A 22,747-nucleotide genomic window follows, 5' to 3' on the forward strand; every position below is an offset into this window, starting at 1 on the left:
ACGATCGTTCTATTTTGCAGCATTTCGATGAACCGTGTGCCAAGCCCTTGGCGCCAGAGACTTTTCTAGGGGCTAGTTTCTAAGTTACGCGCGGGTTAACCCGATGCGGATGGGGCGGTATTACCCCCTCTCCCTCAGGGAGAGGGGATAAGTCCATGCCTCCCCGAATTCATGAATCCCGGGTCAAGCCCGGGATGACAGGCACCTTCTCAGTGCGATCGGATCATGGTCCCAAAAGCCTGATCCGTGAGGATTTCGAGCAGCAGCACATGCGGCACCCGGCCGTCCACGATGTGCACCGCGTTGACACCGCTCTTGGCAGCATCCAGCGCGCCCGCAATCTTGGGCAACATGCCGCCGGAAATGGTGCCGTCGGCAAATAACTCGTCGATGCGCCGCATGGTCAGGTCGGTGAGCAAGGTACCGGCCTTGTCGAGCACGCCGCTGATGTTGGTGAGCATCAGCAGCTTTTCAGCTTTCAGCACCGTGGCCAGCTTGGCAGCGACCACGTCGGCGTTGATGTTGTAGCTCTCGTTGGCTTCGCCAAAACCGATCGGGCTGATGACCGGGATGAACGCGTCGTCTTGCAGCGCCTTGACCACGCTGGGGTCGATGCTGACGATGTCGCCCACCTGGCCCACGTCGTGCTCCTTGCTGGGGTCGGCGTTGTCGAGCATCTTGAGCTTTTGCGCGCGGATCATGGCGCCGTCGCGCCCGGTCAGGCCCACGGCCTTGCCACCGGCCTGGTTGATCAGGCCGACGATGTCCTGCTGCACCTCCCCCCCCAGCACCCACTCGACCACTTCCATGGTCTCAGCATCCGTCACGCGCATACCCTGGATGAATTCGCCTTTTTTACCCAGACGCTTGAGCAGGCCTTCAATCTGCGGGCCGCCGCCGTGCACCACCACCGGGTTGATGCCCACCAGCTTCAACAGCACCACGTCTTCGGCAAAGGCTTTTTGCAAAGCCGGGTCGGTCATGGCGTTGCCACCATATTTGATGACCATGGTTTTGCCGTGGTACTTGCGGATGTAAGGTAGGGCCTGCGCCAGGATCTGCGCCTGCGCGGGAGGGGTGACGGGTGAGGTTTCGGTCATGGATGGCTCGGTAGGAAGAAGTTGGAGAGCGTTGACCAACAAATTGTGCCGCATGTCGGCATAGGTTCAGTGCGTCACCCCTGATGGTGTGGTGTAGCCATGCACGCAGGTCTGAAGCACCGCCTTGATGGCAGGCACATCACCCGCTTCGGCGGCCTGTTGCAAGGTTTGCAGGTACGGCGCCAGCGTGGGCCAATCCAGGTAGTCTTCATGCGCTTTCATGATGCGCGGGTGGTCGGTGGGGGCGGGGTTGTCGCCAATCAACAATTCTTCATAGAGCTTTTCACCCGGGCGCAGGCCGGTGATGACGATCTCGATGTCCCCATCGGGATGCGTGGCATCACGCACGCGCAGGCCGGAGAGCTCCACCATGCGCCGCGCCAGGTCCACAATTTTGACCGGCTGACCCATGTCCAGCAAAAACACGTCGCCGCCCTGCCCCATGGCCCCGGCTTGCAACACCAACTGCGCCGCCTCGGGGATGGTCATGAAATAACGGGTGACCTCGGCGTGGGTGACCGTCAGCGGGCCACCAGCGGCCAACTGCCGGCGAAACAGCGGCACCACGCTGCCGCTGGAGCCCAGCACGTTGCCAAAACGCACCATGCAAAAGGTGGTGGCCGGGTTTTGCGCGGCCAGTGCCTGCAACACCAGTTCGGCCATGCGTTTGGTGGCGCCCATGATGTTGGTGGGGCGCACCGCCTTGTCGGTGCTGATCAACACAAAACGCCGTGCACCACTGCTAGCGGCAGCCTGCGCTGCGGTGAGCGTGCCCAGCACGTTGTTGCGCACGCCCTCGCCCGGGTTGTCTTCCACCATCGGCACATGTTTGTAGGCGGCCGCGTGGTACACCGTGGCGGGGCGATAGCTCTCACACACCGCCTGCAGGCGCTGCGCGTTGGTCACACTGCCCAGCAGCGGCACCAGCTCCACCGGCAGGCTGGCGGCGCAGCAAATGGCTTGCAGCTCCTGGTGGATGGTGTACAGGCCAAACTCGTTGTGGTCCAGCAGCAGCAGCTGGCGCGGGCGCTGTAAAACAATTTGCCGCGTCAACTCGCTGCCAATGCTGCCGCCCGCGCCTGTCACCAGCACCACCTGGCCTGCCAGGTCACGCGCCAACAAATTTTGGTCGGGGGGTACAGGCTCGCGGCCAAGTAGGTCTTCAATGTCGAGCTCGCGAAAGTCTTGCACGCTGATGCGGCCACTGGCTAGGTCAGACAAGCCGGGTAGCGTGCGCACATGCACCGGTAGATTGCGCAGGCTTTCCAGAATGCCGTTACGCCGGTCGCGGGAAACACTGGGGAGGGCCAGCAGAATGTCAGTGACACCGCGCGCCGAGACCACTTGCGGCACCTCGGCCGAGGCGTAAACGGGTATGCCATTGATACTACGGCCAGCTTTGGCAGCGTCATCGTCCACAAACCCGATCAACGCGTATTGTTGTGACAGCCGCAAAGCCTCTGCCGTCTGCACCCCAGACGTACCTGCTCCATAAATCAACAAATGGCCTTCTATCCTGGCTTGGGCGCTGCGCAAATCAGCCAGCCAAAACCGCGCCACAGCACGGCTTGACCCCACAAGAAAGAGAAACACCAAGGGCTGCAAAACACCCATGCTGCGCGGCACGCCAGGCCAGCGCATCCAAAGCAAAATGGCGGTCAAAAGGCAAGCGTAAATCAAAACGGCCATGCCTGTAGCGTGCAAGGCCGCCTGCCCGGAATACCTGAAAATAGCCCGGTACAACCCAAACCTGATGAAGATGGGAACAGCCAGCACGGGCGCCAAAATGAACACCGTCCACTGTGCCCCTACAGGCCAATAGAAGCTATCCAACCGCAAGGCAAACGCCGCCCAGGTGGCCAGCAGCGCTAGCACAACATCCAGCGCCACCACCACCAGCCGCTTCACGGCCAGCGGCCACCCCAAAACCCGGCTTTGCATCACACCCCCTTATTCCACTTGGCGTGTTGAACAGCGCGGTTTTGAGCTGGTTTAAACAGCAAACGACTCCTTTGCCTGGCCCTCCGCCACCTTGGCGGCGAGCCAACGCGGCATCAGGCCACGGCCCGTCCAGGTTTCGCCATTGGGGCCACGGTATTTGATGGGCGCCGGGTTGCCTGATTTGGCAGCTGCAGCAGGCTTGCGAGAACGACCCTTGGCACGGTCCAGGTCATCTACTGTGATACCAAAGGCTTCCATCTTGGCCAGAATATCGGCAATGGTGGCAGCCAATTCGGCAGATTTGATTTCTTCAGCCTGCTTTTGCAGCAGGGCAATCTGGTTCTGGATTTCAATCAATGAAGACATGGTAAACACCTATTAAATAAAAAATTGACACCCCTGAACACACGTTGACCGTGTTTTTAGTGGGTGACATTATCCCTTGCCAACACCTTCCACGCTGTCAGGAAAATAATTTTTATATCAAAAATAAGCGATTGGCGGTGCATGTATTCAATATCCAGCGCCACTTTTTGGGGAATGGGCAACTCATCACGCCCATTGATCTGTGCCCAACCCGTCAGGCCTGGTGTCAAGCGGTGTACCCCCGCGCGTGTGCGCAAGTCCATCAAGTCATTCTGGTTGAACAAAGCTGGCCGCGGGCCGACAAAACTCATATCGCCTTTGAGAATGCTCCATAACTGGGGCAATTCATCCAGGCTGGACTTGCGCAGAAAGCTACCCACCGGCGTCAACCAGGCATCCGGGTTGCTGAGCAAATGCGTGGCCACGGCCGGTGTGCCCACCTGCATACTGCGAAACTTGGGCATCTTGAATATCTGGTTATTGCGGCCCACACGGTCTGACCAATACAGGATGGGACCTTTGGAAGTGAAGCGAACCAACGCAGCAGTCAGCATGACTGGAATCAACAATATAACGGCAGCTAAAACCGCCACCACCAAATCAAATATCCGCTTCATGGTTGAGCACTCCCCAGCATGACCCGCCGCAACCCCTCTTGTACAGATACTTTAGGCTCCCAGCCAAGAAGATCCCTGGCCTTGCTGCTATCAATCTGCAGGTTTCCACACAAACGCTGAATGGCGTCTCCCTTGCCCACCAATCGTCCTGCCCATTCCAACACCCACACGGGTACTGGCAGCAATCGCGCAGGCACCTCGGCTGCTTGCGCCATACGACGCACCAACTCAGTGGTGGACAGGTCTTGCCCGTCGCTGATCAGAAAGGTCTGATTGGCTGCTTTAGGGTGGGTGACGCAGGTGATGATGAAATCGACCAGGTTGTCTAAAGCGATTAGGCTGCGCTGGTTGTGAATAGCACCAAGAGGCAAAGGCCAGCCGCGCTGCACCGCGCGCATGAGTGCGGCAAAGTTGGCCTTGACGCCCGGGCCATAGACCAAGGGCGGGCGGATGATGACCACCTCCATGCCGGTTTGCGCGGCCAACTCGCGCAGGCCCTGCTCAGCCTCCATCTTGGACACGCCGTAGGCATCCATCGGTGCCGGGGCATCGTCTGGCTTGAAAGCGGTGCCCGGTTGCGTTGCTTCGCCGTTGACTTTGACAGAGCTGATGAATACAAAGCGACGCACGCCGGAAGCAGCGGCCTGCCGCGCCAAGTTCAGGGTGCCTTGGACATTGACTCGGCGAAAATCGGTCAGCGGGTCGGCAGTGGTTTCTTGCATCACATGTACGCGAGCGGCGAGGTGGACAACCACGCTACAGCCAGTCAGTGCAGTGCACCAATCTGTCCTGCCGTCAATGCTGGAAACGACAACGCCCTCAACTCCTTTTGGCAGATCACAGGGTGTGCGGGTAGCACCTTGAACAGCAAATCTGGGCAAGATAGCTTCGACACTCAAAGCGCGTCCGACAAAACCATTGGCACCGGTCACCAGCATTTGAAGCTGCCTCATCGACGACTGCGCCACGTCACACTCAACACCAAAGACGACAAACCGAAGATAAATTTGTCTCTACTACGTCGTCGGCATTGCCCGGCTTGCAGGGCCAGATACAGCAGTCCCAACCGCCTACCGCCAGCCCAACGCGATACAAAGGGATCGTCGTTTAACCCCACTAAGCGCGCAATCAATGCCGACTGCGCCAACCCCCACCCGCTCAAAACCTTATCGGCCCGATGCATAAAAGCACGCCACCCAGCATTTACACCCACCTGGTTGCTTTCATGTTGGCGATACAGCATGCTAGAAACATCATCAATAAACCATTTGCAACCATTGGCACGGGCGAATGCATAAATAAACCAGTCATGCAAGCCAACATCTTGCATCTCATCCCAACGACTTCTCACTACATCCTGAACAGCACAAGCTAACTCCTTGCGCATCACATAGGTGCAACCAGGCCCGGCAGCTTCAAACAAGAAATCCCATTGAACTTGCTGATGAGACTTTTCAATTAGCGCCATACGCCCATCCAGCCAAAAGGCTGTGACGTTACTTGAATAGGCATCTGCACCGGTGCTTGACAACATCTCATGCGCTCGCAATAACTTGTGTGGCAACCAAATATCGTCTTGGTCCGCAAAGCTAACGTAATCATATTCAGAGAAATCTACTTCTCGCACAATTCGAAAGAAATTTCGAGAGGCTCCGCCGAACCGTTCTCCGTGTGGAAGCAAGACAATACGACTATCGGAATGGGCACGCTTGTCACACCACAGTTCTGTTCCATCAGTTGAACGATCAACGCTAACAAACACGGTAACGTTCACTCCCATTTGCTTCAAAATAGAATTCATTTGCTCCGGCAACCAGACAACACCGTTGTAAGCTGCGAGACAAATAGCTATGTTGGGTTGCCTTTGCAATTCATGATTCATTAAACTATCCTGCAACGACTGACTGTGCTTGCAAGTAGACGACAGTTTCGCGATAAGCGGTCACCATCGAAACTGGCGGAGTATATGTAACGGCTTCTACTTTTCCAGCCGTCTGAATTTCTACCATTTTTTTGATCAAGGTGTTGACATCCGGGAAAAACTGGGCTGCCCCCTCAAAGAACTCACGAAAGACAGGCCGCTCTATCAGGAGGCACGGCACTCCCGCAGAGAGGGCTGCCGCAATCGGTCTACCAAATCCTTCGTGGTCAGCAACCGAAGCTATTAAATCGATTTGACTGAAAAAAGTATCCAGGGAACAGTGGTCGCTCTCAACTAATCGTTCATTAATATCTGGAAACTGGTGAACTAGGTCATGGTAGTACTGAGTATGGTGACCGTACAAAAGAAAGTCGATAGAACCATTATTATTCGTCGCTAGCGTCGCGGCAAAAAGCGTGGGGTAGTTCTTCTTTATAGAATCAGTACCCATCAAACCGACCGTTATACGGGACATTTGATCAAGCCTATTTTCAGGAATGGACCGGTGGGCTACTGGGAATTTGTTTGGGGCAAATATCTGTCGGGATGCTGTTACACCCAGACTTTGGATAAAAGGTTGCGCGTCGCATTTATTAATATAACCGACCTTGCATTGTGACGTAAAGAGGGACATGCGCAATAAAAACCTTTTCAATCGTCCAAGACGGCCAAGAAACGGAAAAACATCGTGAACGACCACCATCTGTTTTGACAGGAAAGGCATTGGATGTGAGGAAGGCGCATACACGAAATCGTCCTGCAATGCAGCCTGCACCACCTCAAGGGCAAGACGCCACGGGTTACATACCACCACCTCTACAGCAGGGAAAAGCTGTTCCACAGCGGTCCTCAAACTCGAACGCACAAGTACTTTACGAATATTCTTTTGGCTATCAATAAGATAATCAACTCCGTAATAGAAAAGACCATTTGTATTTTTCAAATGATAAAAGTTGGCAACAATCATTTTCGACTCTCAAGTTGAACGCGACCACACCGGCTTCGACACAGTCCATCGGATCCGTGACATGTTCCTTGCAAGTGTATGAAATAAATAAAAAATAATTAATGAATGAATGAATAACACAAATGAACCCAGCCAACCAGGCACAAGATAAAGTAAACAGGCAAACCAAAGCATATCAAAGGCACAAACGCCTCCTCCCATGCGTTTGACAAGCCAAATTACAACAAAAATTTGTACAAATGTATACGCCAAATAAATTGGCGAGAGTAACGGTTGTAAAAAAAACCAGCTAGCATACCCAGGGTTTGCGTTCCAATTCACATCGCTTTGAAACGGGTCAATAAGGTTCGCCAAGCTAACCCCAATATTTTGCATAGGCTGCAACTGAAAAATTCTCTCATACGCAATACCATGAATCCCCTCCATCCAAAAGGGAGTAATCACATCCGCAGATAAACCTGCAGCAAGTTCAGTAGAATTTTGGTAAACAACGATTTGACTAGATACGAGTTGCAAACGCTCAAATATTTGCAAGAAAGAAATCCATAGTAAATCCAGATAGCCCCGATATCCAAAATCAGAAATATTGAAAAATATTAGATCAAAAAAAACGGGCTCCGCACCAGAACCAGAGAATGAACTCCGCACTTGCAACTTAATGATATAAATTAATGGGTACAAAATAACAATAAAAAATAAACCTATCCCGATTTTCAAAAAAGATATCCGTTTGGCACGAACCAACCGAGCAGACTCCATCAATATTATTAACATAAAAATTCCAGACCATCCTCTCAACATATTCGAAACAATTGCGACCCCAAGATTAATGAGAAAAAATCTGCTTTCACGAAAAAACCCATAATAGATAAAGAATAATGTATCAACATTAATCAAAACCCAGAAGATCGACCAAATGCTTTCTGAGCGCGAAAGTGAACCAGCAACAAATAACCCCGTAGATGTGAAAAAATAGATGAAAACTAGTTGGAGAAACAGCAAGGCTAGCCCAAAATTATCATGACCGATCCGAATAAGCAATGGCACAGGCCGCACCTTAATCCGACAAAACAAGGGGAAGACAAATCCCAGAATCATAATATAAGATGAGATGACGACGATCGTCATCGGAACAACCATATCGAACGCTTCCAATGCAACACCAGCGGTGTCACCTAAGAGTCGCCTATCGACTAATATAACAATCATACAGATCAGATTGATCAGTATAAAAATTGATGCCCAGACGATTCGCGGATTGAAAGATTTTTTGGATACTTGCACGTGATCCATAGTTCTCGCTCGGTTACCCATGTATTCTGTAAACCAAAGCCTCGATAGAACTAAAACGTGATGCTTGTGTTGATTTGTCAGAGCAGAAAGACGGACAATGACCACGCGTCAATTTAAGTGTTTTCAGGATTTCCTGCAGACCGTTGACAGAATCAAATCTTTGTTGTCGATGTGTGACACCCCGCACACCAATAATATCGCGCGCAATAACCCTTATTCCGCGTAGATTTGATTCTCTTATTACGAGTGGTTCACCTTCCAAAAGACTATTCAAGATAAGCACATCGTTCCCATCAATGACGCGATCTTGCTCTTTCGCAGCCAACCATCCCAAGAAAGTCACTTTTACATGCTTCATAGTTGCGGCCACTTCCTCAATAATCGCCCGTTGTGGCCCGTCACCAATGACGATAATTTCTTTAAAGGGGTTGCTGGGGAAATCTATCCATCGCAACAGCTCATCGACCCGTTTTTGGCTATCCAGTCTGCCAATAAAAAGTAATTTCCCGTTACGCAGAACTGGTGCAACTGGCACAGGTCGTATGACATTTGGAATAATGACAGTCTTAACTCCTGTCATATTCTTTATTACCTTCGCCTGTATTCTATTAATCGTGATTATCTGATCGTACAGTCGGCAGAAACGTGCAAGAACCGCATTATATAAGTGGCCAACTTTTCCCCAGATTAGAATACGGTCGAAGAAAAATGGCAAGTACATACTGAGATGAGCTGTACCACGAAGTGCTATAGACACAGCAATCCCGGCCTCAACAGCGCCGGCACAAACCACTATTTGGTTGTAGCCACGGATGATTTTCCGGAGCTCATGTCTCTTGCGCAACCCATTCCACACGTAGCTGGGTAGTTTCCCGGGTTGCAACAATTGCTGCGGCAACGAAATGACCTTGGCACCTAATTCGAGGAAGATGGGTTGATGCTCGTCTCTATTTACGTAGACGGTGACATCCGCGAATTGCATTAAGTCACGAACCAGTTCGCCTGATTGATACTCATGGCCGCCAATAACATTGCTGCAAATGAGCACAGCGATTTTTGACTGTTCCATATTTATCAAGTCTTGGAGCTGTTAAGCCATCTCGCCCTAAGACTGGAGAGTTCGTGGTAAATGCCGAGGAATCGAGAGATCCGGGTCAGTAATCCACCGTTATAGAAGTCCGTAGCCTCCTTGCGGTATCGTTGCGCTTGGGCCGACTCGGTGTTAAAGTTAAAAATCCTTTTTTTAGAATTATCCAAAACCACATCGTATTTATCGGTCGTCAAGCCACTGCTTTGTCCAGATCCATCCTGCCCAATATTTCGAATTTTCGAAACAACCGGGACCACGGTCCTCATTCCGGCTAAAAACATTTCGGTGCAAAGAACGGCATCAGGAAAATATTTTTGCATGTCGTGGTCTCGCTTTAAGCTATCAGACACATAGAGCCCCCCCGCTCTATTTTGTGCACGAATCTTACCCGACTTGCGCAAAATGGGGTAGTTATTGACAAGTGGGTGAAACTTATCGTACTTAGCTTTCCACACCGCGTAACCCCATGACATGTTCCACGGGTAGAACCATATATCCGAATCATCACAAATTAAAGAATCCTGAATGGGTGGACAATACCCAGAAATTGAATAAATTGTCGAATCACCCTCAAAATACTGGAGTCCGCCATTCATAAAATCAAGATAATTTCTTGATGATATATTGTCATCTTCCATGTTTATTATTTTCCCATGGTCACCTATAATAGCCTTCTCAGCCATCGGCAGGCTTAACTTCAAACCAAGGTTCTTATTACGATATATTCGGACAATTTCCCTGAACCCAGTGAGATCATCGACATAATCGCGGATACGCTGTACGTCGATCTTATGCGCATCTACTTTAGGTGCATCGGAAACCACATAAAGAACGGAATTCGGAGCCAGAAAATTGTTCTTCAACGAATCCAGCGTTTGAACCAGATGGTCGTATCTGGTATGCGTGTAAACCGCAACTGGCGCTAGACGGTTTAAATCAAGGGTTAATTCATTAATTTTCATTGCAAAAGTCAAGAATATATAACCAATTTTTAATCCCCTGCTTTGTCAAAGGGGGAAAAAATTTTTATTTATTTTCACCGTTGGTGATTTCACTTTATGACAACAGTCATAAGTGTCAAGTTTTTTAAACTACAGTCATGGCTCAAGTGGGTCATTACGAACACAGTCGCATTTCGATCCAAGACCGCTGTTATCTTTCCAGAAGATCAGATGTTTTACCCCTAAATCGCATGCGCCATCTGTCACTTATTTTCGCCCTTATAGCTGCAGAGCCTGTTGCAGCTATCGTCAGAAGCGATAAACCAATTATCGCAATCTGAATTGCTACAAGTACCCGTTCCTGTGGCCAGTTCGCTAAATAATGTACCAGTGCCGCGCTAATGACCGACAAAATCGCTGGCATGCCCACATCACGCAGCAGCCACTGAACATGCAATCCTTTCATAAAGCGGCGATGCACTTTGGGTACCCAAACCAAAAAATACACTACATTCGCGCTTAGCCAAGCCCAGCCTGCGCCAATGAAACCGTATTGCATAGTGGCCCAAATCAGCCCCGGAATCAGTAGCACTACAAACATCGCATTGCCGATCAAATGCAGTCTCAAATCGCCTTTTGCATATTGCAGGTAATAAGGAAAGGCACCGAAGGCGAGGATGCCATTGCCCAATGCGTAGAGCGTTAGCACCGGGGCTGCAGCGCGGGTGATTTCCGCGTCGCCAGTCCACGCCCACAACACTTGCTCTGCAAAGCAGGCCAGCATTATGGCAACGGGTATGGCTATCACGCCCACCAGTTGTGTCGCGCTACGGTATAGGCGGATTACGCCAGCCTCATCGCCCTCTGCTGAGAGTTTGGTCAAACGTGGCAGTATTGCGCCGCTAATCGGACCGCTGACGATCATCACGCCACTCGCTAGGATTACAGCCAAGGTGAAGTACGCATAATCGGCCAGCGGCAGCAGTTTAGACAACACCAACTTATCAGTTTGAGTGACCAGTACCCATACCGAACTGGTAAAAGCAATGCTTAGCGAGAACTTGAGCACCCCACGCAGCGGCGCCCATTGCCATGGCGTGCGTTGACTGGCTTTTACCTTGGGTAATAGGCGGTAGGTTTGCACAGCCAACACCGCCAGCTCAATGACCGCCACCACCATTTGATAGCCAAAAAATTCAGTCGGACTGGTGCCCACGTATATAAAGAGCGGAATAACCAGCACAAAGCGCGCTGTCGCTATGGCGATGTTGAAACCACTAAGCCACACCAGTCGCTCAAAGCCATTGATGGCACCGCGATACAGACCACATACCCAGCGTAACGCAATGATCACGGCCATCAGCATGATGGCGTGTTGTACTTCGACCAACGGCAACTGCTGCACCTTGAGCCAACTGCTGGCGATAGCGCCAGAACCGGCCATCATGGCCGCGCCGCCCAGCAAGGCGATGCCAACAAAGATGCCTTCCAGCGCCCTCAACAGGCGACGCAGACTGAGCGCATCACTTGCACCGCCATTGAAGCGCGCTGTCTCCCGCGCCATGGTGGGTGTGAGCCCCATGTCCAGCAACTGGAACCAAGCTTGCAGCATGGCAAAGAAACCAACCAAGCCATAGGCTTCGACTCCCATGTATTTGACGTACAGGGGCACCATCACGATGCCGATCAACGCCACATAGATTTGGCTAACGTAGCTGGCGAGAATGTTTCGCTTGAGTGACATGCAGCCTTGCCTATTTGGAATTAGCCGCAATGAGGCGCTGCTCAAGTTCCAGCAAATCGCGTTGACGCTCCTTGACGCGACGCGCGGGGTTGCCCGCATAGATGCCAAATGCCTTGCAGTCACGATTAACGAGGCTAAGTGCGCCAACGGCTGCCCCCTCCTGCAACGTTACGCCTGGCAAGATGACGCTGCCACTGCCCACAATAACGTGCTTACCAAGGAAGACATCCGCATGCACAACACCGGTGTATTCGTGAGGAACTGTGGGATTGGTCATGGTCGCACCAGAGTAATCGTCGCTGCTGGAGTAAACCGATACACGCGATGACAGTCCGCTGAAATCGGACAACGTTATTCTTCCACCTCCAATTAGCGTTGAGCACACAGCGATATGGACGTAGTCACCAATCTCAATTCCACCAACCCCCGCAGCCAATACGCAAAAATCATCTACTCGCACGTTGTTGCCAATCGAGATTGCGGCGCAGTTATAAAACGAGGCGCGGTTCGAGATCAAGACGTTTTGCCCTACAGCGGCAAAACCCATACCTTCTATGGCTTCACGGCTCAGTTGAGCCATGGTCAGTGCTCCGCAATGCGGTCGATTACACGCTGCTGGTCAGCTTGCGTGAGTGCCGGGTAAATTGGCAGGCATATGACTTTTTGCGCGGCAACGGTCGCCACAGGAAGGTTGTCCCGGTGCGCCGATGGCAGGCCACGGTACATGGGAAAGTCAGTAATCAACGGATAAAAGTATCGGCGGGCAAAAATACCGTGGTCCTTGAGCTTTTGATATAGGTCGTCTCGGCTAAGCGGGTAATCAGCCTCTACCAGAATTGGAAAGTACGAATAGTTGGCGACTTTTTCACCAGCGTCTTTCAGACAGCGAATGCCTTTGATGCCTTGTAACTGTTCGCGGTAAGTAGCGTCAATTTCTTTGCGGCGCGCCAGTGCGGCGTCGATGTGTTTTAGCTGGAGCATGCCAAAGGCGGCATTGATTTCGCTCATCTTGCCGTTGATGCCTGGGGCCACCACGGTGGTTTCATCCACGAAGCCAAAGTTTTTGAGTTGGTCAATGCGCAGTTTGGTTTTAGCGTCGGGGCAGATGATGGCTCCGCCTTCAAAGGTATTGAACACCTTGGTCGCATGAAAGCTCAACACCGACAAATCACCATGGTTCAACACACTGCCGCAGTGGCACTGCACGCCAAAAGCGTGTGCTGCGTCGTAAATAACTCGCAGGTTGTAGTTGTCGGCTATTTTCTGGATGGCGTCCACGTCGCAGGGGTGGCCATAGCAGTGCACCGGCATGATGGCCGTGGTCTGCGGGGTAATGGCAGTTTCAATCTTTGCCGGGTCAAGGTTCAGGGTGTTGGGGTCTACGTCCACAAACACGGGTTTAATGCCGTTCCATAGCAGAGAATGGGCCGTGGCCACAAATGAATAGGGCGTGGTGATGACTTCGCCGGTGATACGCAAGGCTTGCAGCGCGGTGACCAACGCGATGGTGCCATTGGTGAACAGGCAGATGTGCTTGACACCGAGGTAATCGCACAGCGCTTGTTCAAGTTGCTGGTGAAACGGGCCGCCGTTGGTCAGTATTTTGTTGGCCCAGATTTCTTCCAAGTAGGGCATGAATTCTTCCAGCGGTGGAAGATAGGGTTGGGTGACGTAAATAGGGTTTTTCATGAATAGAACTCACTATCTCTTTGATAGCATTTTGCGCTTACTAGGTATTGGCTAGAGGCTAATTTTATTGAATGATGACGTTGTAGCCGTGCTGCTTCAGCAGGGCATGTTGCTTGGCCTGCGCCAGATCGGTTGCCACCATTTCAGCGCACATTTGCTGTGCAGTGATCTCAGGCACCCAGCCCAGTTTTTGTTTGGCCTTGGTGGGGTCGCCCAGCAAGGTTTCAACTTCGGTGGGGCGGAAGTAGCGGGGGTCGATGCGGACTACCGGGACGGGGTCATGCATTGCCGCGTCGCCTTTGGCTCCTCGCAATGACGAGTCAGGGGGCATGGATTGCCGCGCTTCGCTCGAAATGACACCCGAACGGCGCGCCGTGACGTCTGGAACGTCATTGCGAGGAGCGCCAGCGACGTGGCAATCCATGGCTTGCAGCGCACGCACGATGGCGGAGCCGACCATGCCGCGGTGGCCGGCTACATAGATTTTGGGTGCTGTAGTGCTCATGCTGAATGACAATAACTAGTGGATCTTCAAGCCCAAAGCGCGCCTGAGCTGGTTTTGCTTCAATGCAGCTTCAGGATCTGCAGCCGCATTTTTCCAAGCTTGGCGCATGAACACAAACAGCAACAGCGCAAAACCGGAGCCCAGCGCCGCCAACACAGCCATCAGGCTCTTTTTAGGTGCGACGGGCTCAGTGGGCAGGGTTGGAGGTTGTTTGACCACGTCGCGCGACAGGCCTTGCAGGGCGCGCGGGATGGCAATCACTTCTGACAGATAACGCGCTTGCAACTCACCCACGGCCACCAAACTGGTGCCAGCTTCACCCCGCGTGAGCGGTTGCGCCAAGCTGACGACACCGTCAACCGACAGGCGCTCAATCAGCGACGTGACTGATTTCAGGCCGTTTTGGGCGAATTCGAGACGTTTTTCAAGGTCTTGACGTTCTTGCACCCCCGGGACTGTGCTTTTGAGCCAGCCATCGATCACAGCGTTAGCCAGCACTTGAGCCTGGACGGCCGACGTGTCGGTCACGTCCAGCCGCAGCAACCCGTCTTTACCCACGGTGGCTTTGACTTGTTTGGCTAGCGCTTCGCGGGCGGCCTGGATGGGTTTGCCGTCGCTCAGCTGGTGGGTTTCGATGATGGGGTCCAGCACCAAAGGCGAGACCATCATGGCGGCAGCCTGCTGTGGCGTTGGGGTAGCTGTGGGCCAGGCCAAAATAGCTTGGCTGACAAAGCTTTGCGGCAGCGTGAAGCCGATGCCCAGCGCCACCAAACCAACCAGCAGTGGCCCCAAAATCAACAATTTGATGTTTTCAGCCACCACCAGCAGCAAATCCATCAGGCTGATTTCCGACTCCTGCGGTTCTCGTTCAATGTCCAAGCTTAACCCCCCGTTTAAGCTGCGATTGTAGGCGGGTCGGTTTGTCACGTCAGTGCTTTGACCTTGGTCGCTTGTGCAGCACTGTTCAACCTGGTGTTTGGCCGGTGGTACGCTGTCGGGCTAAAAATGAATCCCCCGCATCATCTCCTGCAACGCCACCGCCTCTGCAGACAACTTGGGTTTGCCCGACTTGTCCCCCACCTTCGCCCCCTTGGCGGCTGACGAGTCCGGGAACATCCGAAACGTGGTGTTCATCACAATTTGCGCCACGCGCGGCACCAGGGCGTGCAGCACCTGGCCGAAGATACCCAGCCGGGTGGCGATGCGCACCGGTTTGAAGATGCAGGCCTGGGCGATCATGTCGGCGGCCTCTTCGGGGGCCAGCGTCGGCACGTTGTTGTAGATGCCGGTGGGCGCAATCATGGGGGTGCGCACCAGCGGCATGTTGATGGTGGTAAAGGTCACGCCCTGGTCGGCGAATTCGCTGCTGGCGCAGCGTGTCCAGGCATCCAGCGCGGCCTTGCTGGCCACATAGGCGGAAAACCGTGGCGCATTGGTCAACACGCCGATGCTGCTGATGTTGACCACATGGCCCTTGTGTTTGGCCACCATGCCCGGCAAAAAGCCGGTGGTGACACGCAAGGACCCAAAGTAGTTGAGCTGCATGGTGCGCTCGTAATCGTGAAAACGGTCGTAACTGGACTCGATGGCGCGGCGGATGGAGCGCCCGGCGTTGTTGATCAAAAAATCCACGCCGCCATGCTCGGCCATCACCTGCTGCACAAAGGCCTCGCAGGCGGCCTGCTCGGCAATGTCTACCGCGTAGGCAACAAATTGGTAACCATTGTCAACGGCCTCGGCGCAGGCGGCATCCAATTTGTCCTGATCGCGCCCACAGATCAATGTGATTGCACCCGCCTCTGCAAACTTGTGCGCGGCAGCCAGCCCAATGCCTGACGAGCCGCCAGTGACCAGCACCACTTTGCCACCCACGGTGCCGCGCAGGCTGCGGTCAATGTGCAGGTCGGGGTCCAGATGGCGCTCCCAGTAGTCCCACAGCCGCCAGGCGTAGTCTTTCAGGTTCGGGCAGGCCACGCCACTGCCTTTGAGCGCGGCTTGTGTCTCGCGGCAGTCAAAACGTGTGGGGTAGTTGACAAAGGTCAGCATGTCCTCGGGCAGGCCCAGGTCGGTCATGATGGCATTGCGAACGCGGCGCACCGGGGCCAGCGCCATCAGGCCCTTGGTGACGCTGCGCGGAATGAAGCCCAGCAGCGCAGCATTAACAAACAGGTTCATCTTGGGCGCGTGCGCGGCCTTGCTGAAGATGTCGAGCACGTCGCCCACGCGGTAACCCACCGGGTCCACCAGGTGGTAACACTTGCCAGCCGTGTCTTTCTGGTGGCTGATGGTGGCCAGCGCGTCCACCACAAAGTCCACCGGCACGATGTTGATGCGCCCGCCCTCCAGGCCCACCGACGGCATCCACGGCGGCAGCAACTGGCGCATGCGCTGGATGAGTTTGAAAAAATAATACGGGCCGTCAATCTTGTCCATCTCACCCGTCTGGCTGTCGCCCACCACCATGGCTGGGCGGTAGACGGACCAGGGCACCCTGCACTCGGTTCGCACGATCTTTTCAGACTCGTGTTTGGTCATGAAATACGGGTGTTCGTAGTTTTCGGCCTCCTCAAACATGTCTTCGCGGAACACGCCTTCGTACAGGCCGGCGGCAGCAATCGACGATACGTGATGAAAGTGCGCGGCCTCAACAGCTTGGGCCAGCGCCACCGTGTTGCGGGTGCCGTCGATGTTCACGGCGATCTGGTTCTCAGCGTCTGCAGCCAAGTCATAAATGGCGGCCAGGTGGTAGAAGTGGTCGATCTGGCCCTTGAGCTGCTTCAAGTCAACGGAGGACACGCCAAGCTTGGGCGTCGTCAAATCGCCCACCACCGGAATCAGCCGGGTGGCGCTGGCGTTGCAAAACTCGCGCAGGTCCTTGACCTTGTCGCTGCTGCCCGGGCGCACCAGGCAATACACCACCGCGCCTTTGCGCTGCAGCAGTTTTTTAACCAACCGCTTGCCTATAAAACCGGTTGCCCCTGTGACGAAATAGCGCATGAATGTCTCCTGGATAGACGCCCATTTTTGTCTGAAAGCACGGTGGTTGGCTTCAGCGTAAACCCGGGGACATGACTCTGCGGCTGTCACAAGCGGACCACGATCCGAGGTGCGGGATGCCAGCGTTGCCATGACAGCCAAGGGCGTTGCAACGGCCAGCAAATTAGGAAGCGATGCCTACACCTCGAACGCATTGCGCCCTACAGTGCCACCCATGCAACGGTGGATCACCGTGCACCTTTTATTGACGCTTTTCTTTACTTTTGTCTTACCTGGAGAACCCGATGGTCACCAAACTCGCCAAAGCCGCCCCCGCCAAGAAACCTGCCGCCGCCAAAAAAGCTTCTGCTGGCAAAAAAGGAGTCGCCAAGAAAAAAGGCAGCCCACTGAGCAACTCGGTCAAGGATTCGGCACAGCAGATCTGGCAGGCCGGTCTGGGCGCCTTCACCAAGGCGCAGACCGAAGGTACCAAGGCCTTTGAGGCGCTGGTGAAAGAAGGCGTCAGCTTCCAGCGCAAGACCCAATCCGCCGCCGAGGACAAGATCAACGAAGCCACCCAGCGCATGACCAGCATGGCCACCGACATCTCCAGCAAGGCCTCGGGCCAATGGGACAAGCTGGAAAGCATTTTTGAAGACCGCGTGGCCAAGGTGCTCAACAAGATGGGCGTGCCCTCGGCCAAAGACATCAACGCGCTGATTGCCCGCATTGATGCGCTGAACGCCAGCGTGCAAAAACTCACGCCGGCCAAAGCCAAGGCCCCTGCCAAAGCCGCCGCCCAGCCTGCTGAAACGGCCAAACCCGTGGTCAAACCGGCTGCCAAGCCAGCAGTCAAAGCCGCAGCCAAAGCCGCGGCAAAACCAGCAGAAGCTCCCGCGCCCAAAGCACCCGCCAAAAAAGCCGCCCCGCGCAAAGCCGCTGCGCCCGCACCGGCAGCCCCCGCACCGGCCACGGAAGAAGCGCCAGGACAGGTAAACCCTGACTGAAAATAGCACGACCGGTCGTAAACTGACGGCCCATGAAACGCACCACCACGCCATCTCCTCGCATCGCTCTGGCGATGGCGGGCGGCGGGCCGCTCGGGGCCATTTATGAAATCGGCGCCCTGTGCGCGCTGCAGGAGTCGCTGAACGGCATCCACTTCAACCGCCTGCAGCACTATGTGGGCGTATCAGCGGGCGGCTTCATTGCCGCCGGGCTGGCCAACGGCATCACCCCGATGCAGCTGTTTGGCCTGTTCATCGAAGACCGCAAACGCCAGACAGAGGCGTTTGACCCGGCCTGGCTGCTGCAGCCAGCGTTTGCCGAATTTTTTTCGCGCTCGCTGCTATTGCCTGAGTTGCTGCTGCGAGGTGCCTGGAACAGCACGCTGGGGCGCAAGTCCTTGATGCGTGCGCTGGAGCGGCTGAGCCCCAGCCTGCCGACCGGCATTTTTTCCAACGCGCAGATCGACGTGGAGCTCAGGCGGCTGTTCTCGCGCCCCGGGCGCAGCAACGATTTTCGCCAGCTCAAAAACCGCCTGACACTGGTGGCCACCCATCTGGACAGCAGCACCGCGGTGGCCTTTGGCCGCCCCGGCTGGGACCACATCCCCATCTCCAAAGCGGTGCAGGCCAGCGCCGCGCTGCCGGGGCTGTTTCCGCCGGTGGAGATTGAAGGCCAGCATTTTGTGGATGGCGCGTTGATCAAGACCATGCACGCCTCGATCGCGCTGGACGAAGGTGTGGACCTGATGCTGTGCCTAAACCCGCTGGTGCCGTTTGACGCCTCTGACCCGGTGTTGTCCAGCGAATCGGCCACGCCCTGGGCGGCCCCTGAGCCGATACCACGCATTGCCGATGGCGGCCTGCCTGCGGTGCTGAGCCAGACCTTTCGCTCACTGATCCACTCGCGGCTGCTGCTGGGCCTGAAAAGTTATGAGCAGGCCTACCCGAACACCGACATCGTGCTGATCGAGCCCGACCACCGTGACCCCGAGCTGTACCTGGCCAACACCTTCAGCTACAGCCAGCGCCGCCACCTGGCCGAACACGCCTACCAGCAAACCCGCCAGTTGCTGCGCTCGCGCCAGAACCTGGCAGGCAAGCTGCACTACCACGGCATCACGCTGAACCATGCCGCGCTGGACGATGAGCGCCGCCACCTGTGCCCGCCCCGCCGCCCTGCGGCCCGCGTGGGCCGGGCGCTGACCAAGCTGCACCACCTGATGGACGATCTGACCCAAATCATTCAAAGCCCCGAACGCCAGGGCCGCACCACATGGTGAAAAAAGCGCCGCGGCGCACCGCAGAGCGCATTCTGGAGGTGACGCTGGCGCTGTTCAACCGCTTTGGCGAGCCCAATGTCTCGACCACACTGATCTCGGCCGAACTCAACATCAGCCCCGGCAACCTGTATTACCACTACCCGGCCAAGGACGAACTCATCAACGCGCTGTTCGACCGTTTTGAGCGCGCGCTCAACGACCTGCTGAACGCGGGCGACGATGTGCGCAACGTGGAAGACGCCTGGTTTTTCATGCACACGCTGTTTGAGCTGATCTGGGAATACCGTTTTTTGTACCGCGACCTCAACGACCTGCTGAGTAAAAACCGCCGCCTGGAAACACACTTCCAGTCGATCCTGAAAAACAAAACCCGCGCTGCGCGCGCCATGCTGGATGGCATGCGCCGGGGCGGTGCGCTGCAGATCGACTCGCGCGAGCTCGAGGTCACGGCCACCAGCATGGTGGTGGTGCTGACCTACTGGCTGAGTTTTGAGTACGTGCGTGACCCGCGCAACGCGCTGGAGCCCAGCAACGCCCAAGCCGCCCTGCTGCGCGGCGCCCAACACGTGCTGAACCTGATGACACCCTACCTGGAGGCCAGCCAAAGAGCGCATTTGCTGAAATTGTCGGATGCCTACAATAAGGAATAGCAACAAATATAAGGTTCGAGGAGACCGACATGGCCAAATGGACCGCTTTTCCCTACGCAGGCGACTACCGATTTGACGCCGCCAGCGTCATCAAAAGCTGGGACCGATTACACGCTGGCGACCTGGAGCCCTTGCCCCAGGATGCGGAAGTGATTCGCTCCTGGGTGCATTTTCACAATGGTGATTTTCAGAAAGCCGCCACCCTGGGCCAGAGCCTGGGCTGTGCAGGCACCTGCGTGGCCAGCAAAGCCACCTGTGTGTACGCCACCTACCTTGAAAAGCACGAGCCCAGCCGCCTGGACCTGTTCCTGTCGGTGGCCAACCAGGCTGGCGCGCTGGCCCAACGCGACCCCGCCAACCTCAACGCGCGGTATTGGCGGGCCTACGCGTTGGGCCGCTACAGCCAGGGCATCAGCGTGGCCAAGGCGCTGGCGCAAGGGCTGGGCACCAAGGTCAAAGCTGATCTGGAATACGTGATTCGCCATGCGCCGCAGCACGCCGATGCCCATGTGGCGCTGGGCAGCTTTCACGCCGAAGTCATTGACAAGGTCGGCTCACTCATCGGTGCCATGGCGTATGGCGCCAACAAAGACATCGGCCTGCAATTGTTTGAGCAGGCCATCACCCTGCACGACACGTCGCCTTATGGTTTGCTGGAATACGCCCATGCCGTGTTGATGCTGGGTGGCGAAGACATGACGGGCGAGGCCAACCAGCTTTACCAGCGCGCCGCACGAACCAGCCCCGTGGACGCCGCCGAGCGGCTGGACGTCGAGATGGCCAAAACCCAGTTGACCGACTGAGCTACCCTTCGCCCCAGGGCAGCATCAGGGTCAGCAGCTTGAGCTTTTCAAACTCGGGCGCAAACTGATCGATGATGGCTTGCGGATCAGGGCACAGCATGCTGTCGCTGATGATGCCAAATTGCACGCCCCCGCCGTAACTCAGGATCGACACACCCAGGCCCACCGAGCCCGACTGTGGCACCCAGAACAGCGCCTGCTCCAGCGTGGCGCCGCAAAAGTGCAGTTTCTCGCGCGGACCCGGCACATTGGTCATGACCGCCGTGGTCTTTTTGGAAAACAGGCTGAGCATCGCGTCTTGCACCGGCTTGACCAGAATGCCTGCCACCGCCAGCAGCCCGAACGCCAGCAGCGGCTGCAGGCTGCCTTTGAGCTCACTCATGCGCCGACGTACCTCGAACACCCGTTCGATGGGGTTGTCCAGACCTAGGGGCAGCACCACGGGCGCCAGGCCAAACTTGTTGCCCAGCTTGTAGGCCTCGGTCATCGGGCGCAGGTTGACCGGCACCATGGCGCGGATTTCCTGGTCGGTCACATCATCACCCGCGTTTTTCAGATACTGGCCCACGGCACCGGCCACGCACGACAGCAGCACGTCGTTGATGGAGCAGCGCAGCGCCTTGCTCACCGCACGCACCTCATCCAGAGGAATCGGTTGGCACCAGGCCACGCGTTTGGCATGACCGGGGGTGCCTTTCAGCCGGGTCGGCGAGTCGTCGGTCATCAGGGCCAGTGCGGCACCGTCGCGCAGCACCTGGTAGGCCAGGCGCGCCGCCTCGGAGGACCCTTCACGGCTTTTGTTCAGACCCAGCGTCAGCCACTTGTCCAGCACATGGCGCGGATCAGCCACCGCCTCAAAGGCTTGCGCAGCGCCATCGCCCGCGGCTTCCAACGCCTTCACGGCGGCGACGGTCAGCGGCTCGATCAGCGCGTGGCTCATCCACTCTTCAGCCGCTTCCAGGCCATGCAGCGATGCGGTGGCTGCGGCGCGCTGGGGCGGGTCCATGCCGCCGTCCACCATCGATTGGATCACCGACAGCAGCGCCAGGCCATCGGCAATGCAGTGGTGAATGCGCACGATCAGCACCGAGCCGCCGTCAAAGTGCTCCACCAGCCGGTAGTCCCACAGCGGGTAACGCCGGTCAAGTGGCTGCATGGCCAGCTCGGCCAGGCGCGCTTGCAGGGCCTGCATCGGGTGCTTTTTGCTGGCGGCCGGCAGTTTTTCCAGGCGCACATGGCGGGTGATATCAAAGCGGGTGTCGGTGACCCAGCTGGCGCCGGTGGCGTCCATCTGCACACGCTGCGAAAAGCGCGGGTATTTCAGCAGCCGCTCGGCCAGGCGGTCGCGCACGTCCGCGTAGCGCACGGCGGGCTTGAGGATCCACACCCCCAGGATCATCATCAGGTTGCTCGGGCTGTCCATGCGCAGCCAGGCGGTGTCCACCTTGCTCATGCGCTCAACGATGTGGGGGAGGGAAGATGCGGTCACCATGGCTGAAAAGTATTGGAGGGCGGACCCTATTCTGGCGGCAAATCGGCCCGTAAGATAGTCTGGTTGTACCCTGATTCAACGCTCTCAAAACTTATCGGAGACCTATTTCATGTCAGCCCTGCAAAAACAATTTGAAGCCGCCGTTGCCAACTCCAAAAACTTGAGTGAGCGCCCCGACAACATGACCCTGCTGAAGCTCTACGCGCTGTACAAACAAGCCAGCGTGGGCGACAACACGGAGAAAAAACCCGGCTTCACCGACATGGTGGGCCGCGCCAAATGGGACGCCTGGAACACCCTCAAAGGCACCGACAGCACCGATGCGATGCAGCAGTACATCGACCTGGTCGAATCGCTGAGCTGAT

Annotated in this window: 21 protein-coding genes and 1 pseudogene; 5 read left to right on the forward strand and 17 right to left on the reverse strand. The window is 55.6% G+C overall.

The features are described 5' to 3' along the window. Nucleotides 1-209: 209 nt before the first annotated feature. The 16 genes and pseudogenes from argB to LHU53_RS09400 all read right to left on the reverse strand — a co-directional run bounded on the left by argB (nucleotide 210) and on the right by LHU53_RS09400 (nucleotide 17,171). A complete protein-coding gene (argB, locus tag LHU53_RS09320; protein WP_227332368.1) occupies nucleotides 210-1,100 on the reverse strand; it encodes an acetylglutamate kinase in 891 nt (296 codons plus the stop codon). Nucleotides 1,101-1,166: 66 nt separating this feature from the next. Continuing rightward, nucleotides 1,167-3,041 carry a nucleoside-diphosphate sugar epimerase/dehydratase gene (locus LHU53_RS09325; RefSeq protein WP_227332369.1) on the reverse strand — a complete coding sequence of 625 codons (1,875 nt, stop codon included), beginning with the start codon at nucleotides 3,039-3,041 and terminating at the stop codon, nucleotides 1,167-1,169. A gap of 51 nt (nucleotides 3,042-3,092) precedes the next feature. Continuing rightward, the gene (locus tag LHU53_RS09330; protein ID WP_227332370.1) at nucleotides 3,093-3,407 is read right to left on the reverse strand and encodes an H-NS family nucleoid-associated regulatory protein; all 315 of its coding nucleotides are present in this window, start codon (nucleotides 3,405-3,407) and stop codon (nucleotides 3,093-3,095) included. A gap of 56 nt (nucleotides 3,408-3,463) precedes the next feature. Continuing rightward, entirely contained in the window at nucleotides 3,464-4,024 is a 561-nt protein-coding gene (locus tag LHU53_RS09335) for a sugar transferase (protein ID WP_227332371.1), read from the reverse strand. Continuing rightward, on the reverse strand, nucleotides 4,021-4,977 hold the full coding sequence (locus tag LHU53_RS09340; protein ID WP_227332425.1) for an SDR family oxidoreductase: 957 nt from the start codon (nucleotides 4,975-4,977) through the stop codon (nucleotides 4,021-4,023). Before LHU53_RS09340 ends, LHU53_RS09335 begins: the two co-directional genes overlap by 4 nt. Next, entirely contained in the window at nucleotides 4,974-5,906 is a 933-nt protein-coding gene (locus LHU53_RS09345) for a glycosyltransferase (RefSeq protein WP_227332372.1), read from the reverse strand. The genes LHU53_RS09340 and LHU53_RS09345 overlap by 4 nt, the downstream gene beginning before the upstream one ends. A gap of 4 nt (nucleotides 5,907-5,910) precedes the next feature. Beyond that, nucleotides 5,911-6,912 carry a hypothetical protein gene (locus tag LHU53_RS09350; RefSeq protein WP_227332373.1) on the reverse strand — a complete coding sequence of 334 codons (1,002 nt, stop codon included), beginning with the start codon at nucleotides 6,910-6,912 and terminating at the stop codon, nucleotides 5,911-5,913. A 9-nt stretch (nucleotides 6,913-6,921) separates the two neighbouring features. Next, a complete protein-coding gene (gene wzy / locus LHU53_RS09355) occupies nucleotides 6,922-8,226 on the reverse strand; it encodes an oligosaccharide repeat unit polymerase (protein ID WP_370632265.1) in 1,305 nt (434 codons plus the stop codon). Next, entirely contained in the window at nucleotides 8,219-9,274 is a 1,056-nt protein-coding gene (locus LHU53_RS09360) for a glycosyltransferase family 4 protein (protein WP_227332375.1), read from the reverse strand. Before LHU53_RS09360 ends, wzy begins: the two co-directional genes overlap by 8 nt. Before the next feature lie 5 nt (nucleotides 9,275-9,279). Next, nucleotides 9,280-10,257 (reverse strand): hypothetical protein, encoded by a 978-nt coding sequence (locus LHU53_RS09365; RefSeq protein WP_227332376.1) that lies wholly within the window; start codon nucleotides 10,255-10,257, stop codon nucleotides 9,280-9,282. A gap of 190 nt (nucleotides 10,258-10,447) precedes the next feature. Further along, entirely contained in the window at nucleotides 10,448-11,980 is a 1,533-nt protein-coding gene (locus tag LHU53_RS09370) for a lipopolysaccharide biosynthesis protein (protein ID WP_227332377.1), read from the reverse strand. A 10-nt stretch (nucleotides 11,981-11,990) separates the two neighbouring features. Next, nucleotides 11,991-12,560, reverse strand: a complete 570-nt coding sequence (locus LHU53_RS09375) for an acyltransferase (protein WP_227332378.1) — start codon at nucleotides 12,558-12,560, stop codon at nucleotides 11,991-11,993. Nucleotides 12,561-12,562: 2 nt separating this feature from the next. Further along, nucleotides 12,563-13,669, reverse strand: coding sequence for a dTDP-4-amino-4,6-dideoxy-D-glucose aminotransferase VioA (vioA, locus tag LHU53_RS09380; RefSeq protein WP_227332379.1), 1,107 nt, complete (start codon nucleotides 13,667-13,669; stop codon nucleotides 12,563-12,565). Between the two features lie 64 nt (nucleotides 13,670-13,733). Beyond that, a pseudogene (locus LHU53_RS09385) lies at nucleotides 13,734-13,937 on the reverse strand (GDP-mannose 4,6-dehydratase); the annotation flags it as partial. Nucleotides 13,938-14,189: 252 nt separating this feature from the next. Beyond that, nucleotides 14,190-15,053: a hypothetical protein gene (locus LHU53_RS09395; protein WP_227332380.1), complete on the reverse strand. Its 864-nt coding sequence runs from the start codon at nucleotides 15,051-15,053 to the stop codon at nucleotides 14,190-14,192. A 120-nt stretch (nucleotides 15,054-15,173) separates the two neighbouring features. Continuing rightward, entirely contained in the window at nucleotides 15,174-17,171 is a 1,998-nt protein-coding gene (locus LHU53_RS09400) for an SDR family oxidoreductase (RefSeq protein ID WP_227332381.1), read from the reverse strand. 284 nt (nucleotides 17,172-17,455) lie between these two features. On the opposite strand from LHU53_RS09400, the gene LHU53_RS09405 reads away from it, so the two are divergent. The 4 genes from LHU53_RS09405 to LHU53_RS09420 are packed head-to-tail and all read left to right on the forward strand — an operon-like array spanning nucleotide 17,456 to nucleotide 20,890. Continuing rightward, on the forward strand, nucleotides 17,456-18,157 hold the full coding sequence (locus LHU53_RS09405) for a phasin family protein (protein ID WP_227332382.1): 702 nt from the start codon (nucleotides 17,456-17,458) through the stop codon (nucleotides 18,155-18,157). Nucleotides 18,158-18,189: 32 nt separating this feature from the next. Then, nucleotides 18,190-19,437, forward strand: a complete 1,248-nt coding sequence (locus tag LHU53_RS09410; protein WP_227332383.1) for a patatin-like phospholipase family protein — start codon at nucleotides 18,190-18,192, stop codon at nucleotides 19,435-19,437. After that, nucleotides 19,431-20,087, forward strand: coding sequence for a TetR/AcrR family transcriptional regulator (locus tag LHU53_RS09415; RefSeq protein WP_227332384.1), 657 nt, complete (start codon nucleotides 19,431-19,433; stop codon nucleotides 20,085-20,087). Before LHU53_RS09410 ends, LHU53_RS09415 begins: the two co-directional genes overlap by 7 nt. 29 nt (nucleotides 20,088-20,116) lie before the next feature. Next, nucleotides 20,117-20,890: a hypothetical protein gene (locus LHU53_RS09420; RefSeq protein WP_227332385.1), complete on the forward strand. Its 774-nt coding sequence runs from the start codon at nucleotides 20,117-20,119 to the stop codon at nucleotides 20,888-20,890. A 1-nt stretch (nucleotide 20,891) separates the two neighbouring features. Here the strand turns inward: LHU53_RS09420 and LHU53_RS09425 are convergent, their stop codons facing one another. After that, nucleotides 20,892-22,382, reverse strand: coding sequence for a wax ester/triacylglycerol synthase family O-acyltransferase (locus LHU53_RS09425; RefSeq protein WP_227332386.1), 1,491 nt, complete (start codon nucleotides 22,380-22,382; stop codon nucleotides 20,892-20,894). A gap of 109 nt (nucleotides 22,383-22,491) precedes the next feature. On the opposite strand from LHU53_RS09425, the gene LHU53_RS09430 reads away from it, so the two are divergent. Continuing rightward, nucleotides 22,492-22,746: an acyl-CoA-binding protein gene (locus LHU53_RS09430; RefSeq protein ID WP_227332387.1), complete on the forward strand. Its 255-nt coding sequence runs from the start codon at nucleotides 22,492-22,494 to the stop codon at nucleotides 22,744-22,746. Nucleotide 22,747 lies beyond the last annotated feature (1 nt).

Source organism: Rhodoferax sp. U2-2l (assembly GCF_020594515.1).
In the GTDB taxonomy this organism is placed as follows: domain Bacteria; phylum Pseudomonadota; class Gammaproteobacteria; order Burkholderiales; family Burkholderiaceae_C; genus Rhodoferax.

Excerpts from the sequence above, each read along its gene's own strand:
- LHU53_RS09330 (WP_227332370.1), bottom strand. The coding sequence starts at position 3,407 with ATGTCTTCATTGATTGAAATCCAGAACCAGATTGCCCTGCTGCAAAAG.
- LHU53_RS09420 (WP_227332385.1), top strand. The coding sequence starts at position 20,117 with ATGGCCAAATGGACCGCTTTTCCCTACGCAGGCGACTACCGATTTGAC.
- LHU53_RS09425 (WP_227332386.1), bottom strand. The coding sequence starts at position 22,382 with ATGGTGACCGCATCTTCCCTCCCCCACATCGTTGAGCGCATGAGCAAG.
- LHU53_RS09345 (WP_227332372.1), bottom strand. The coding sequence starts at position 5,906 with ATGAATCATGAATTGCAAAGGCAACCCAACATAGCTATTTGTCTCGCA.
- LHU53_RS09370 (WP_227332377.1), bottom strand. The coding sequence starts at position 11,980 with ATGTCACTCAAGCGAAACATTCTCGCCAGCTACGTTAGCCAAATCTAT.
- LHU53_RS09400 (WP_227332381.1), bottom strand. The coding sequence starts at position 17,171 with ATGCGCTATTTCGTCACAGGGGCAACCGGTTTTATAGGCAAGCGGTTG.
- argB (WP_227332368.1), bottom strand. The coding sequence starts at position 1,100 with ATGACCGAAACCTCACCCGTCACCCCTCCCGCGCAGGCGCAGATCCTG.
- LHU53_RS09365 (WP_227332376.1), bottom strand. The coding sequence starts at position 10,257 with ATGAAAATTAATGAATTAACCCTTGATTTAAACCGTCTAGCGCCAGTT.
- LHU53_RS09350 (WP_227332373.1), bottom strand. The coding sequence starts at position 6,912 with ATGATTGTTGCCAACTTTTATCATTTGAAAAATACAAATGGTCTTTTC.
- LHU53_RS09340 (WP_227332425.1), bottom strand. The coding sequence starts at position 4,977 with ATGAGGCAGCTTCAAATGCTGGTGACCGGTGCCAATGGTTTTGTCGGA.
- LHU53_RS09410 (WP_227332383.1), top strand. The coding sequence starts at position 18,190 with ATGAAACGCACCACCACGCCATCTCCTCGCATCGCTCTGGCGATGGCG.
- wzy (WP_370632265.1), bottom strand. The coding sequence starts at position 8,226 with ATGGGTAACCGAGCGAGAACTATGGATCACGTGCAAGTATCCAAAAAA.
- vioA (WP_227332379.1), bottom strand. The coding sequence starts at position 13,669 with ATGAAAAACCCTATTTACGTCACCCAACCCTATCTTCCACCGCTGGAA.
- LHU53_RS09335 (WP_227332371.1), bottom strand. The coding sequence starts at position 4,024 with ATGAAGCGGATATTTGATTTGGTGGTGGCGGTTTTAGCTGCCGTTATA.
- LHU53_RS09430 (WP_227332387.1), top strand. The coding sequence starts at position 22,492 with ATGTCAGCCCTGCAAAAACAATTTGAAGCCGCCGTTGCCAACTCCAAA.
- LHU53_RS09415 (WP_227332384.1), top strand. The coding sequence starts at position 19,431 with ATGGTGAAAAAAGCGCCGCGGCGCACCGCAGAGCGCATTCTGGAGGTG.
- LHU53_RS09375 (WP_227332378.1), bottom strand. The coding sequence starts at position 12,560 with ATGGCTCAACTGAGCCGTGAAGCCATAGAAGGTATGGGTTTTGCCGCT.
- LHU53_RS09325 (WP_227332369.1), bottom strand. The coding sequence starts at position 3,041 with ATGCAAAGCCGGGTTTTGGGGTGGCCGCTGGCCGTGAAGCGGCTGGTG.
- LHU53_RS09405 (WP_227332382.1), top strand. The coding sequence starts at position 17,456 with ATGGTCACCAAACTCGCCAAAGCCGCCCCCGCCAAGAAACCTGCCGCC.
- LHU53_RS09360 (WP_227332375.1), bottom strand. The coding sequence starts at position 9,274 with ATGGAACAGTCAAAAATCGCTGTGCTCATTTGCAGCAATGTTATTGGC.